This window comes from Shewanella sp. Choline-02u-19 (genome assembly GCF_002836205.1).
Lineage (GTDB): Bacteria > Pseudomonadota > Gammaproteobacteria > Enterobacterales > Shewanellaceae > Shewanella.
In genome coordinates this window covers 766,644-780,310 of record NZ_PJBE01000013.1, presented here as the reverse complement: position 1 = coordinate 780,310, position 13,667 = coordinate 766,644, and the positions used below count along the sequence as shown (strand labels likewise).

Sequence of the window (13,667 nt, the reverse complement as noted above, 5' to 3'; positions counted from 1 at the left end):
AATTTAAGGCTAGTGATCTCGTCCCACTCTGGAGATTAAATGCGGAAGCAAGAGCGGAACCGTATGCCAAAGCCGAGAATAACAATTACTGCGACTTGATGCCTTGAACTCTGTCACTTCTAGGCATGCAAAATTGTGCATTTAAAGTTTGTTTGGCGATTACGCTAATAACACTAGGCCCGCAACTGCTGCATAGTGCCGAAATACGTCGTGATATCAAGGCAAAGCTCATATGTAATCGTCGCTAATAAAGAGTGAGTTCTAGACCAATATAACGGCCTTTTATCCGCTAAAAAATATCCCTAACTGTATTAGCGAGCCATTTTAAGCACATATTTGTCTGTTTGAATATCTACAAATTAACGACATACTTAAGGAATTGAGGTTGGTACTGTGGCGTAGCGGTCAGCTTTAGGGTAAAATCCGCTTCCGATTTCAAGCTTGGCGCACAATGCGCTAAAATTGTCTTAGATTGACGTATCGTAGAGAACACATGAACAAAAAACAGAAAATGATCAAAATGACGGCGAAGCGTGCCAAGGCTCGTTTAAATAAGCACACTCCTCCTACGATCAAAAAATACGTATCTAAGGCTGAACGTGCTGAGAATTTAGCTAAGCTTGAAGCTGAAGAATTAGCAGCACAGAGCGCTACCGCGACTGAAGTATCTATCGATACTAGTGAAACGGATGCCACACCAACCAGCTAATTAGTTTTGTGTTATTGAGCTTACTTGGTTGATGGGCCCTTGCCTTTCACACCAATAAGCTCAGCGATTTCATTACTTGCTTCACAATCCTGCTCTTCTGTCACCATTGCCATATTTGCACATGAAGAAGACAACGGACTTTGGCTACTTAAACTTAATTCCTCATCAAACTCACTTATCACTTCAGCAGTCTGCGGCACGCCACTCGTTTTAGTCTGTCCTTCGGTAAGACCTCTTACTTTATCCACTAAACGATAAGCCATTAACACACCAAGCACACCAAAGATAATCGAGCCTATAGCTTGGCCCACAAGTACTCCGTAAACTCCACCCCACTTAGCCCCGAAATACACAAATGGGATAGTCCCAATCGTTGCTTTACCAACATTAAATAACGTCGAATACTTAGCTTTACCTAAGTTATTAAATGAAGCGTTTGCGACAAACAATACCCCCGAAAAAATGAAAAATATCGCAATATAACTACAAAAGAATAAAATCAATTCTGCGGCATCACCTTTCATGTCGAACACGTTGACGATTTGATTACGGCTTAAAAATAGCAATACTGAGACCACCACGACATAGGCGCTACAGAACTGAATCGCACGGGTCAATGACTCCTTCACCCGTCCAAACTCATGAGCACCATAATTTTGTCCTACAATCGGTCCCACAGCACCCGATAAGGCAAAAATCATCCCGAATGAAACCGGTATTAACCTGCCTAATACCGCCCAACCCGCAACATAACTGTCACCAAAATCAGCAATCGCACGTGTCACAACAGCATTACCAATTGGTGTTGCAACGTTGGTGAGCATTGCGGGTCCCGCTATCGCAAAAATAGGCTTTAAGTCGGCAATAAAATGCTCCTTATTAAAGCGACCAAATAAATTATGCTTAACCATTACCCCTCTTGCTGCCACCAGGAGTACCGCCAAGCGGGCTAAAACAGAAGCCACTGCGGCACCTTCTATTCCCATAGCAAACATAAAGATAAAAATAGGGTCAAAGATCGCGTTAACGCCACCGCCGACTAACGTTGATATCATCGATAATTTTGCATCACCAACGGCTCTTAAGGCGCTACCTAGCGCCATTGCCAAGCAAATTAGCGGTAATGAAGGCACTAATATATAGAGGTAATCAGCTGCTAGTTCCGCGGTTTTACCGGTTGCGCCCACAAGGCTCAGCAGCTCGGGAATAAAAAGAAAGACACTGATAGCCACGACGATGCTGATCAACAAAGTGACCACTGCGCTATTAAGTAACAAACGCTTGGCCTTTTTCATCTCTTTAGCGCCAATAGAGCGTGACACTAGAGCGCCCAGAGCAATGGATAACCCGATACCAATAGAGGTCGTAAAAAATGAAATGGTGCCTGCATAGCCCACGGCGGCGGCAAGCTCTTGTTCACCCAATAAACTCAAGAAAAACATATCCAGCAAATCGACCACAAACAGCGCAGATATGCCAACGGCAGCCGTTGAACTCATCGTCAAAATATGCCGCAGAATCGATCCTTGTACAAACTTGGCTACTGCCATAAAACCTCTTAGCCTGTGGCTAATTTAGATGCATCTTTAATCTCGGGGGCAGCTTTATTTATGTGTATTGGCTGAACTCGCTTCACTCAAACAACGCTAAATATCCGTTTCAAGTTCGCTACCACACTTATCACAATACAATGCACTGTTGTCGTGCCCCACTTTCAAACAATTACTGCAACGGCGTAAATCTTTACTTCTCCCTATCTCTTGAGAGATCTCCGCGGTGAGAATACCCGTAGGAATAGCAATAATGGAGTAACCCAACAGCATCGTAAATGCGGCAATTGCCTGCCCTAAGTTAGTACCTGGGGTAATGTCGCCATAGCCAACCGTGGTAATGGTGACGATGGTCCAGTAGATAGATTTTGGAATTGAAGTAAAGCCATTATTGGGGCCTTCAACAACATACATGATTGAACTTAACACCACGACGATTAAACTGACTGAGAAGAAAAACAGAAAGACTTTACGGCTCGATTGTATCATTGCTCGTAACAGTATATTACCTTCACTTAAATAGCGTAAAAGCTTGAATACTCTAAATATTCTAAATAACCTTAAGACTCTGATCACCATAGTAAAATTGGCACCAGGGAATACTAACGCTAAGTAAGTCGGTAGTATAGATAACAGGTCCACTACCCCATAAAAGCTTTTAGCGTAACTTAGCGGACTGGCTGAACAATATAAACGCAGTAAATATTCCACTGTAAAAATGAGGGTAAAGCCCCACTCTAAGACAATAATTATCTCGCCATATTTTTGATGGATATGTCCAACGGTATCAAGAAAAACCAACATCACGCTAAGGATAATACAGACGATTAAACTGATATCGAAAAAGCGGCCTGCGGGGGTATCAGTTCCAAAAATTATTCGACGAAGTTTAAGCTTAAATAAGCTTTCTGAATCCGTTTCATTTACCATTTTGACCGCTGTTCCTTGCTATACATTGCTCTAAACTCATTCGACTTAAACCGAATTATCAAGGCATTAAAATAGATGATACGAATAGTGTGACACGCAAACCGCAAGAGCTCAAAAATAATCTTATCCGTATACATCAACAATCAAGGTTTTTGAGGTAACATAAGTCATATATTCACAAGCTAAGGGCGTTATGCTCAGGGTTGTACATGCGTTTTATCTGTTTTTCCATGCTTAAAGTAACACTGCTGTTGTGTAGCCTAATTCCAAGCCTCTCATTCGCTAGCGACAAAGCCGATTTAGTCGTCGTCACCAAATCAACAGCAAGCTTATCATTATTAAGCCAAGGCAAGATTTTCAAATCCTATCGAATAGCAATGGGCGATAACCCCGTAGGACATAAACTGACCGAAGGCGATCAACGCACCCCTGAAGGCCGTTATTTACTCGATTACAAAAAGTCAGACAGCGCCTACTATCGTTCAATTCATATCTCCTACCCTAATGATGAAGACAAATTACGCGCTGATGCTTTAGGAATTCAGCCAGGAGGACAGATAATGATCCATGGTGAGAACCCCCATTCAAACCTGAGTCCAAAAGAGGCACAAAATTACAATTGGACCGATGGCTGCATCGCTGTGACCAATGCTGAAATGGATGAGTTATGGCGTGCGATTGACGCGGGTACTCCAATCGAAATCTGGCCTTAGCCGTTATTTGTTAAGCCTACAAGGCTGAATAATTATCTTTCATCGACTCAGTCAGGCGTTTATCAGGAAACCTTTGTTATGACATACGAGCAATTAAGCCAAAGTTGGCCGAGCTTCAGCCAATCAATTACCGCCTTTATCGGTGAACTGGGACTAGACACACTTAATCTAGAGTGCGACCACAGCGCTTTACGCGTCAATACCACAGGCACAGCGAATGAGCTACTAAATCAATTTTCAAAACACGGTAATATCATCTCTGACAACATGATCAATGGCAGGCCCATTTTGATTATTGAGCTTGATGTACCACTCATGCTAAATGATATAGAGATCCATTGTGTTGAACTGCCTTACCCTGGTGAAAAAACATACCCACAACAGGGTTGGGAACATGTCGAGCTGGTATTTAAGTGCGATGCCATTGATTGTGAGTCGTTAAGCCAACAGCTCGTTAGTGCCGTGCCAACAATTGCGCCTATCATTGCCGGTACAACCGATATTAAGGTGAAGCAGAGTTCGCCAAAGGGCGATAAAGAGCGACTCGCTAACCCTACTATCGCCTTTAAGAAGAATGGTCTGTGCGTAAAGGTTCACCCCCACGGAATAAAAGCGGTGATAGCGTCTGAAGCCTAGTATTATAAAAACAGCAATCTTTTAGGTTGCTGTTTTTACGTTACTTTATTAGTGTGGCTTTTGTTTCGCCAGCTGTAAATAACTCAAAATAGCCATCAATGTAAAGAACACTGGGTCGCTCCAGCCGAGACCAACAAAGATCCCCGAAACTCCAGCATAGACAGTGATCATCACCCCTAACAGGTTAGTTATAAACAGTGCCTTAAATAGCTTATTAGCGGTTTGGCCTACTTCTATATCTCTTAGTAATAAGCAAATCACCGCTATACCGCCTAGAAATATACTCGTATGTTGAGACAAGAAATAAGCATATCGGTCATTTATTTCAACCCCGTACATCGGCCACATCAAAGCAGGAATAAAAAATAAAGCCAATGCAAAGATCACATAAATCGTGCCGTTCACGGTTAAAAATGTTCGGTTATTCATCATCTTCTCTCTATTAATTGCCTAAGCAATAGGCCCTTTATTTATGTTTGAAAGTAAGGGATTTACCGCTAAAACCAGCCCTCTAATATTTTCAATACCCATCTTATTTAAGCGAACTGAATGCATTTCTAGATAAGCACGGGCTGTGATTTCATCTTCGAACAAATAGATCCCACCACCAAGTTTATCTTGTTGGTTTTCTGTCCAGATTTTCCAGATCATGCCGGCTTCATTGTTAATCGACTCAGCAAGATCTGTCAGCATTGCTGCCATTTCGTCACCAAAGGGTCCTGTATAATCAAAGTCAACTTGTAATAATGTGTTCATAATTTATCTCCAAAGATCGAGTTAATGGCAAAATTGGCGAGCGATGTAATAGCTCCAAGTTCAGATGAATGAAGTTTTACTCCTCTCCGCCTTAAGAGAGGTGTCATAATACCTATAAAAATTGGACATAAAAGTTCATAATACTGCCAGTTAATGTGGACAAATTAGACATATGAGATTAAAGACAACCTTAGATCAGTGGTTAACATTATTTGAAATTGATAAAGCGGGTAGCATTCAAGCGGCTGCGGCGACATTGAATAAAAGCCATACCACGTTAATTTATTCGGTGAGAAAACTAGAAGATCAATTGGGAGTGCCGTTACTCAAAGTAGAGGGACGCAGGTCTATACTCACTGATGATGGAAAATCATTGCTTCGAAGAGCGCAATCTATGCTTGAACAAGCCAAAGCTCTTGAGGAGATAAGTACTCAACTCGCCCAAGGGACCGAGTCAGAATTAACAGTTGCTATCGATCATCTATGTGATCGCCGATGGCTATACGCACCGATGGCTGAATTCTTTAAGCAAAACCACACAACATCAATTCAAGTGGTAGAAACATCATTGTCAAAAACACAAGAGATGGTCACTAACGAAAGTGCCGATATTTCTATTATCACTTTGCCTATAACTAACCACCCGTCAGAAACATTTGGGATGGCTAGCATGTTACCCGTTGTGGCCAAAAGCCACCCGTTAGCCGAGAAGCTTAACCCCTGTTTAGCAGATCTCAGTGCCACTAGGCAGATTGTGATCCGAGACTTAGGCCATCACGCTAAGCAAGATGTCGGCTGGCTAAAGTCGAACCAGCGCATTACCGTCGATAATTTTGATCATGCGTGGCAAGCAACAAAGCAAGGCTTAGGCTATTGCCGTTTACCTCGACACATAATCGAAAAACATAATGATAATGATATAAAGATCCTTAGGGTTGAGCATTCAAATCAATACCAAGTTCCCTTGCACCTGACTTTACCTAAAGGTGCTAAAACAGGCCCCGCTGCTCAAGAGTTGTATCAACTCATGCTTGCTTCTGCAAGTCATAGATCTTAAACATTACTATTGCCGAACTTTATCCATTTCCCTATGAAATAACTCAACACAAAGCTAAAAGGTCAGCAGTAACTGACCTTTTTATTCATAAAAAAATACCGGCGTTAGTCTTTCAGTTGGCCATTTTTTTTCCACTTAACAACCTTACTCACTTTTTTACCATATTCGTATTCAACTTCGCTCTTCTTTTTGCCATTGTCATAATATTTGACTACGGTGCCATGTTTCTCATCATGTAAGTAATTCTTTTCCTCTTTGAGGCTACCGTTGCTGTACCACTCTTGCTCTTTCCCTTGCTTTTCACCCAACTTATATTCGGTTTTGCTCTCTAATGAACCATTGTTAGCATACTCAACTTTTACGCCATCTTTTTTATCATTGAGGTAACCAATAGCTTCTTTTAACTCACCACTTTTATACCACTCACGTTTCAAGCCATTTTTGTGGCCGTCACTATAGTGAGTCTGGCTTACTTTTAAATCACTCGACTTTTTTGAATACTGAGTGAATTCACCATGCTTTATATCACCACGGTAATACCCTATTTCCTCAGCATAACCATTCTTAAAAAATGCACGGTATTCACCACTCTTATTACCATCCTTATAGCTATATTCGGTCTCAACTGTGCCACTACTGTAATACTTTGTGCTCAAGCCAGATTTTAGACCATTACGATAATTAACTTTTTTCTTAAGCTTTCCGTTGCTACGTTTTTGATTATAAGTGCCTGTAAGCAACATATCCGTGTTTTCTTGGTAAACCATTCCAGCGCGAATATCGATACTATCTACATTGAGCGCCGATGCACTAAAGCTCAAACATAAAAGGGGCACTAAAAGATACTTCATCATAATCCTCATTCCATTATTAAGGGGTAAACCTTTGAATTACATTGCTGTTTTATTAAGTAACATCTCCATAGCATTCAAGAGATTCTATTTAACAGATAATAATACCAATCTCTTTATCAAAAAAAAACACCTCAGTATCATCGAGTACAATGCAATACAGGCTAAGAATACGAGAGTTCACTGCTTACGACAGTAAAGCCGTTATTGTTATCTAAGCTCGAATGGGCAAGCAATGTCCAATATAGATATGGTTCCGCAATATGTTGTTAATGAGAGCCGAGCTGTGACAGCACCAAATGTTATTATCCTTTTGATTAATAATGAATAAGTATATTACATCTTGCCATACCTGTCGTAAGTTCCCGTAGAATATCTGTACTGCATTAATGATATTGAAATGAGAATAACCATCATCTCAATCACAGCCTTGTTCAGCTATCCTACGGGAGTTCGAAAACGAATATGGTGAAATCGTTCAGGTATATGTAACGCGCCTTATCTCAACTCTAGCGCTATAACTTACTGTTTATAGACGCATTATTAGCGCTTGCTGCAGATAGCTCAACCTCGCCATCTGTCCTTGATCCACAAGTTCTAGCGACTTTATCTTAAAAGGTGCTTTTAACCCCGACGCCTTAATGACACTCGCATCAAGATTTAGGGTTATTTGAGATGACTTAGAGGTTAACCAATTGGCTGATTGCGTCGTCAGAATAAGCTTGTCATTGCCAAGTTCGTCCGTGCCTGTCAGTGCAGCATTTATACCAAATCGGCCCTCGTGCTCTACTGCAACATCAAATATCAACAGCTTTGGCACTTGATCTTGCCACTGACTTTCTACAGAGCTATTGAGCTTCGCCGTCGGTACAAATTGCTTAAAAGCCGTTTTTACCGTTCTAAAAACGGCTTGGCCATTCACTTGGGTTTGAATGTTTACTTGGATTTCACTCAAGCCTAAATTACTCTCTGGCATCTTAGATGCTGTCGGTAACTTAGCCTGCCATTGACCATTGACCAGCTTCAAATCTAAAGTCTGAATTTTTCCATCTGCATGCTTCAAACTTGCTTGCGGCTGTAGCTCCGACTGGCTATTACTTAAACTAAGAGACAGCGGCATACTTGATACGTCACTTGCTACACGGTTAATACTCGATAACGTTAGCTGATAGGGAGATCCCTTCTCTTTCACATTCACTAAATATTGGCCACCTTGATCAAGCGATTGCACTACCCTTAGCTTATATATCCCAGCTGTGGCATTTTTTGATAATGTGAGTGCACTTGAATTATCATCTAGCCCTGCAGTAGCCAATGCATCTGCATCCGTTAATGACTTGATATACGATACAGACTTGTCAGTTTTAGCACCCACTTTTTGTAGCTGAATCTGCTCTGGTGATATCGACTGGCTTTTAATGATACTTCCAGAGCGATTATCCGCTCTTGGGGCAACTCTGATAATGCTTGACGGCTGGCTTATGGCTAGTTTAACCCCTTTATTGAGTTCTGCCCCCGACACCGTCATCCAAAACTCATCACTTTGACTACTGGAAGTCGACGAGGGTAATAGTAACGCTTGCTCACTAGGATTGACGTTAACGAAACTAATTGAATCCCGGCTACTATTGATTGCATCTAAAACTGGGCTCTGAACCTCGCCAATAATAAGATCTCCTACTTGTGGCGTAGCGAGCGTAAACAGCTTAGTACTTACTTCCATACTCTGCTTTGACTCTGTGGCTTGCGGTTCATCACTCTGACAGCCGGCAAAAAGAACCCCTGCGGTGATTGTCACCAAAGCACTTGTTAATATATTCATTGGTGGCTCCTATATATGATCGCGAATTAGACGATGAAGGTTAAAACAAGCACGTCGACTTTGTTGGTGGCTTAACGGCTCTTTTCCTGCTGTGCGTTGTTTGTCAGTAAACCAAACCGTTCCAGCGGCACTTTGAGAGCTACATTCTAAAAAGCCATCAGAGCAATCATCCAACCAGTTTTGAGTCGTTTCTAATGCAACTTGATACTGGTAGCCAGCACAATAACTGTCACCATCCCAAATAGCAGAATCTACATCAGAACCAACCACCACCTCAAAGGGGCGACTTAAACTAGGTCGTCCTGAGGTTCCATGCAACCAAGTGTTGTTGTAGTACTGCATCCAACTAACTTGTTGCTGCTTGACTGCATCACTGCCATAACCTAACAACCAACCTAGAGAGGTTTCAAAAACATTGCCTTGATTTACCGCATCCGCCAATGGCGTACCTCCACTTGAGGGAGCGAGTGCCACCACGCGCTCGGTAACATTAATAATCTTGGGATAACGACTGTCCCAAGTTGGATTTGAAAGAATCCAACGCACAACATTGCCACCATTAGAGTGGGTGATCATCGTCAGCGAATCGATCTGTTTAGTGTTGATAAAGCTCGACAACTGTTCTGCTAAGCAACCAGCCGCAGATTCTTGCCACATGTATTGGTCAAAATCACAATTTACAACAACATAATTGTCCGGTTCAGTTATCCCCTGCCTAACGGTATCGACAAATTCTCGACTCCAATAATCAGAAAGAGCATCAGTTTGATGTCCGGTTCCATGTATAAATGCGATCCCTGTTGCACTATGTGCAAAGGGGCTGATAGCGACCAACACCAGTAAGGTTAAGGTGAATTGATTAAAGATCTTCATTTTTTATCTCTATTGTTATTGTCTGAATAGTCTTTTACGAGGTCAGACATCTGACCTCTTTAGCCAACCTAACGACTAGAAATTAAGGTATCAAGAAAAACTTCAGGTACGGAAGTACTAGTTAACTTGATGATTTAGAAATGAATGTTTTAAACAAAACATGAAGTGCAGCCTCCTAGCTTTAGTAGGCGCTTAATTAGTGGGTTCTCTGTTTGAATTGACGTTAGAATTGAATGTGAATTATTTTAAAGTAGATTACATATGCAGTGACTAATATCGTTTCTGGAACAAAAACAACACTTTCCCCTCTGTAATTTATATATATAGGCATTTAATAGAGATCAAATTCGCCCCATTATCACAATGGGGCGATGGTAGTTAAAGTGTCAACAAATAATCCAAACCACCGGTGATCGCCGCAACCTGAGCGATAATACACTTCTCGTCATCCACCAGTGGACTATCTGGGTACACTTCTGTCGTTGATACATATGTTGCACCGCTTAAGCCAGCACACAGCCCCAATGCCTTGGTGGCATAATTAATTACACCAAACTGTGCCAGTTTAACACCAATCAGCTTGCCACTGTCATCAGCAGGAGCAATATGAGTCACTTGTTCGACTGCAGCAATCATCGCCTTTTGAAAAGCAGGTTGTGGGTTAATGGTGTCACCAACGAGATAAAACCCATCAGGGATACTCCAATTATCATGCACTACGGCATCTCGTGCGGCTAACGCCGGTCTAAACTCGCTATTATCAGTATCTGTCGTTTCATGCAAATCAATATGAGCAAAAATGTCTGCATTAATTGATGCCAAGTAGTTCAGTACAGCCGCAGACTCTTCTGCTGGGCTGTCTTGATAAAATGAGCGATTTGGATCTATAGCACCTGGGTTCCAGCGGTTAATAGTCTCGTAACCCCAAGGGCTAACACAGGGAATGAGTACGATATTAAAATGTTCAGCGTAAGCTTGCGCTTTTGTCTCCATAAAACGAATAGCCCCTTGCACACCGCTCGTCTCGTAACCATGTACGCCGCCGGTGACCAAAATAATCGGTTTTGTCGGCTGCCAGTTATGACTCTTTAGCGCATACAAAGGATATTTAGCCTCATCACACGACAGCGCACCATATTGCTCTAGGGTGAATTGTTCCCCTAGTGCCAGCACTTTACTCAGTACTTGCTCTTGATATGAGCGCTTTACTGACTGCATAGCAAGCCAAGCTAACTTATCAGCATCGCTCCATTTCTGTCCGGTTGAGCCTATAGGGTAGTGTTGTGAAGAGTTCATTAATTTTCCTTTTATTTGCGCGACAATACATTAATTTTTTAAGGTCTTTATATTGTATTGAGAGCTGCGAAGCATAAACATCACCCCTTTGAATTTCAATCATCATTTAATTTATTCAAGGCATTAATGTGATTGCAAAAGAATTATGCAGCTGAGCGCTAGTTTACAGACTATTGTGGAAGCAAAGGCATGAACGTTATGGTGAGAGCTAGGCATGGCGAACTGGCCGTTTTTGATATCGACGAACAGTCCTCTCCTTGCTCTGACGTTGCGAAGCACCGCGACGTTAACCATGCACTGCTTAATTGGTATTACAAAGCTGAGCCTTTAGTTGAGTAACACGCATTTTTAACTAAACGTATTAATGAAAAAGCGCCATTGCAAGGGCGCTTTTCTGTTAACTGATGTTGTAACTGAACCGCTGAATACGGGATCGACTATTGAATTCAATGAGGGTCAATAATAAGTAAAAAACAAATCATAAATTACCGCATCATCTTCCTCTGACTCAAATTTTGCGATGAGGTTAAAATGTTCCCGCAAGATATCAATTGCATCATTGTTATCGATAGCGTCTTCATATAAAGCTAACATTCCTTGTTTATCCTGAGGCAGTTGCAGCGATTTTACAGACAATGAAAATGAATCGCTTTTACTGTCTGTAAAAAACGGTTCACTAATATGAGCTTGGCTGAGCTCAATATCATCAAATTGTAAAAGAACATGATTACCGACTAGCCACCACTGCTTCTCATCACTCGCTATATTTATTTTATTGGTTTGCGGGATCTGCTTAAGCAAGTTTGGTAGCGTCATCAGCTCTACATTATTAGGTTGCAAGTGCTTATACAGCCATTGCTCTTGTTCCGATGTCAATTGAGGAAGTGCTTGCTTTTTCGCCTCATATTCATTATCCGTTAACGTGAAGTGAGTGAGTAAAGTCACTGGTTTGTCTTTTGTTGTAGGGTGAAAATCATCAAATTGTAATATAAGGCGTTGTTGCTTTTGAGTAATAACTATTTGATCTGAACTCTCTTTAATATCGTACTGCGAGAGCGAATCTCTTACTTGCTCAATTGGGCTATTGTGCGCAGCGATGATCCCCTCTAGTTGCCACTCAATATCATCAAAACCATCTCTATAGCCGATACTATTTTGGCCTGCACTATTTAATAACGAAAGCTCTGAGCTAACAGATTTCAACCTATCAGCTGAATAAGTAAACCAAAGGTTACGTCCGTAGCCCCATATTTGTTCGTGGTTTAAAAGTGTGAGAGTTATACTTGGAGGACCCAACTTTTCGGCTGTTTGGGCTGTGCTCGCTCCCAACTTTATGTCATACACACCCGTTGCAAAAGAGATATTAGCAGCTGGTAAAACCATATTATTGGCAACCACTATCGGTTCTGTTGGCTTTATAACATTGGGGGAGATTGTATATTGGTAGCTCATTGTTTGTAGTTCGTAACCATCAGCCGTATAAGCGGTTCGCTCATGACTAAAAGATTTATCGGCTTCACATACGGTGTATAACTGCGCTTCAATGTGTATTATTAAGCTAGATTTACTTGTTTTTCTTTTTGCTATTGTGATCTTTTTATTTTTGACATTAGTTAATAATACTATGTCAGCACCTTGTGCAGTGGCTTCTTCACGTAATTGTTGAAGTATAAGTGCAAAAGCTGTACTTTCCTCAGGCGGTCCTAAATCCTGGTATTTTGGTGTATTCACTGTGAGTGATATAGGCGCTAATATATCAACAATACAGTTGGGTTTGTAATCGGAGATAATAGCTAATTCAGCAGCTTGGATATTCGTTACTGAGGCCAATAAAGTCATGAAAAATAGGCTTATTTTGAGGGGTTTCCTTATCATTGTGCACAGTCCATTGTTACAAAGAATAAGTACATATTCTATATAATAAAAGATAAAGTTCAATTTATTTAATTAGATAAATTAATATTATCGAGCTTCATAAACATGTCGATAGTTAAATTTGTCTTTCCTTTTTCGATCCATTGAGGCTCCGTGACACATGCAGCAATAGATGCAACAGTCTAAAAGCCTACGATTCAAGGGAATGGAAGACCTGCAAACGCCACCAGAATCAATACAGCGGTGAGGGAAGATTTTATAAACAACGTCATAAGCAATTCATGCCCTGCTACTTAAACATGTAACTTAATGCTGATATATAATAGCTACTATCTTTAAATTCTTGTATAGGTTTATATTATGTCCGTAAAAGTTTTTATATCTCACCGTCATCATCTGATATTAATAACCATTTAAATTCTTGTCCTGAATATAATGAAAAAAGTATTATACAAATTAACGTTACGCCAACAAGTTGGATTGTAAAGTATCGTCCCAAGCTTAAAGTTATTAAAAAATAAAATATGGAGCTATAAAGGTAAAGTATACAAACTCAGAGTTAGCTCTGTTAGCTCTGTTAGCTCTGTTAGCTCTGTTAG

Annotated in this window: 14 protein-coding genes; 5 read left to right on the top strand and 9 right to left on the bottom strand. The window is 41.0% G+C overall.

Annotated features, from left to right (window positions below):
- Positions 1-493 precede the first annotated feature (493 nt).
- The gene (locus tag CXF83_RS10165) at positions 494-709 is read left to right on the top strand and encodes a DUF2986 domain-containing protein (protein WP_101089653.1); all 216 of its coding nucleotides are present in this window, start codon (positions 494-496) and stop codon (positions 707-709) included.
- Between the two features lie 20 nt (positions 710-729).
- Here CXF83_RS10165 and CXF83_RS10160 read toward each other — a convergent pair whose 3' ends face one another.
- Together CXF83_RS10160 and CXF83_RS10155 are read right to left on the bottom strand one after the other, a co-directional pair.
- Positions 730-2,259, bottom strand: a complete 1,530-nt coding sequence (locus tag CXF83_RS10160; RefSeq protein ID WP_101089652.1) for an MATE family efflux transporter — start codon at positions 2,257-2,259, stop codon at positions 730-732.
- Positions 2,260-2,355: 96 nt separating this feature from the next.
- A complete protein-coding gene (locus CXF83_RS10155; protein WP_101089651.1) occupies positions 2,356-3,189 on the bottom strand; it encodes an ion transporter in 834 nt (277 codons plus the stop codon).
- 230 nt (positions 3,190-3,419) lie between these two features.
- Between CXF83_RS10155 and CXF83_RS10150 the strand changes: the two genes are divergently transcribed.
- Both CXF83_RS10150 and CXF83_RS10145 read left to right on the top strand, forming a co-directional pair.
- Complete coding sequence (locus CXF83_RS10150) at positions 3,420-3,902, top strand: L,D-transpeptidase family protein (protein ID WP_232775184.1); 483 nt, start codon at positions 3,420-3,422, stop codon at positions 3,900-3,902.
- Positions 3,903-3,980: 78 nt separating this feature from the next.
- On the top strand, positions 3,981-4,538 hold the full coding sequence (locus CXF83_RS10145; protein WP_101089649.1) for a VOC family protein: 558 nt from the start codon (positions 3,981-3,983) through the stop codon (positions 4,536-4,538).
- A gap of 48 nt (positions 4,539-4,586) precedes the next feature.
- Here CXF83_RS10145 and CXF83_RS10140 read toward each other — a convergent pair whose 3' ends face one another.
- Positions 4,587-4,970 carry a hypothetical protein gene (locus CXF83_RS10140; RefSeq protein WP_232775089.1) on the bottom strand — a complete coding sequence of 128 codons (384 nt, stop codon included), beginning with the start codon at positions 4,968-4,970 and terminating at the stop codon, positions 4,587-4,589.
- An 18-nt stretch (positions 4,971-4,988) separates the two neighbouring features.
- Positions 4,989-5,294, bottom strand: coding sequence for a monooxygenase (locus CXF83_RS10135; RefSeq protein WP_101089648.1), 306 nt, complete (start codon positions 5,292-5,294; stop codon positions 4,989-4,991).
- 172 nt (positions 5,295-5,466) lie between these two features.
- On the opposite strand from CXF83_RS10135, the gene CXF83_RS10130 reads away from it, so the two are divergent.
- Positions 5,467-6,351 (top strand): LysR family transcriptional regulator, encoded by an 885-nt coding sequence (locus tag CXF83_RS10130; protein ID WP_101089647.1) that lies wholly within the window; start codon positions 5,467-5,469, stop codon positions 6,349-6,351.
- A 104-nt stretch (positions 6,352-6,455) separates the two neighbouring features.
- On the opposite strand, the gene CXF83_RS10125 is transcribed toward CXF83_RS10130, so the two are convergent.
- From CXF83_RS10125 to CXF83_RS10110, 4 genes are all read right to left on the bottom strand, one after another.
- The gene (locus CXF83_RS10125; RefSeq protein ID WP_101089646.1) at positions 6,456-7,205 is read right to left on the bottom strand and encodes a toxin-antitoxin system YwqK family antitoxin; all 750 of its coding nucleotides are present in this window, start codon (positions 7,203-7,205) and stop codon (positions 6,456-6,458) included.
- Between the two features lie 526 nt (positions 7,206-7,731).
- Entirely contained in the window at positions 7,732-9,024 is a 1,293-nt protein-coding gene (locus tag CXF83_RS10120; protein ID WP_101089645.1) for a DUF4785 domain-containing protein, read from the bottom strand.
- A gap of 9 nt (positions 9,025-9,033) precedes the next feature.
- Complete coding sequence (locus CXF83_RS10115; RefSeq protein ID WP_101089644.1) at positions 9,034-9,897, bottom strand: hypothetical protein; 864 nt, start codon at positions 9,895-9,897, stop codon at positions 9,034-9,036.
- A gap of 378 nt (positions 9,898-10,275) precedes the next feature.
- Positions 10,276-11,193, bottom strand: coding sequence for a M14 family metallopeptidase (locus CXF83_RS10110; protein WP_101089643.1), 918 nt, complete (start codon positions 11,191-11,193; stop codon positions 10,276-10,278).
- A gap of 189 nt (positions 11,194-11,382) precedes the next feature.
- Between CXF83_RS10110 and CXF83_RS22505 the strand changes: the two genes are divergently transcribed.
- A complete protein-coding gene (locus tag CXF83_RS22505; RefSeq protein WP_157822882.1) occupies positions 11,383-11,532 on the top strand; it encodes a hypothetical protein in 150 nt (49 codons plus the stop codon).
- A 117-nt stretch (positions 11,533-11,649) separates the two neighbouring features.
- Here the strand turns inward: CXF83_RS22505 and CXF83_RS10105 are convergent, their stop codons facing one another.
- Positions 11,650-13,068 (bottom strand): hypothetical protein, encoded by a 1,419-nt coding sequence (locus CXF83_RS10105; protein WP_157822881.1) that lies wholly within the window; start codon positions 13,066-13,068, stop codon positions 11,650-11,652.
- Positions 13,069-13,667 lie beyond the last annotated feature (599 nt).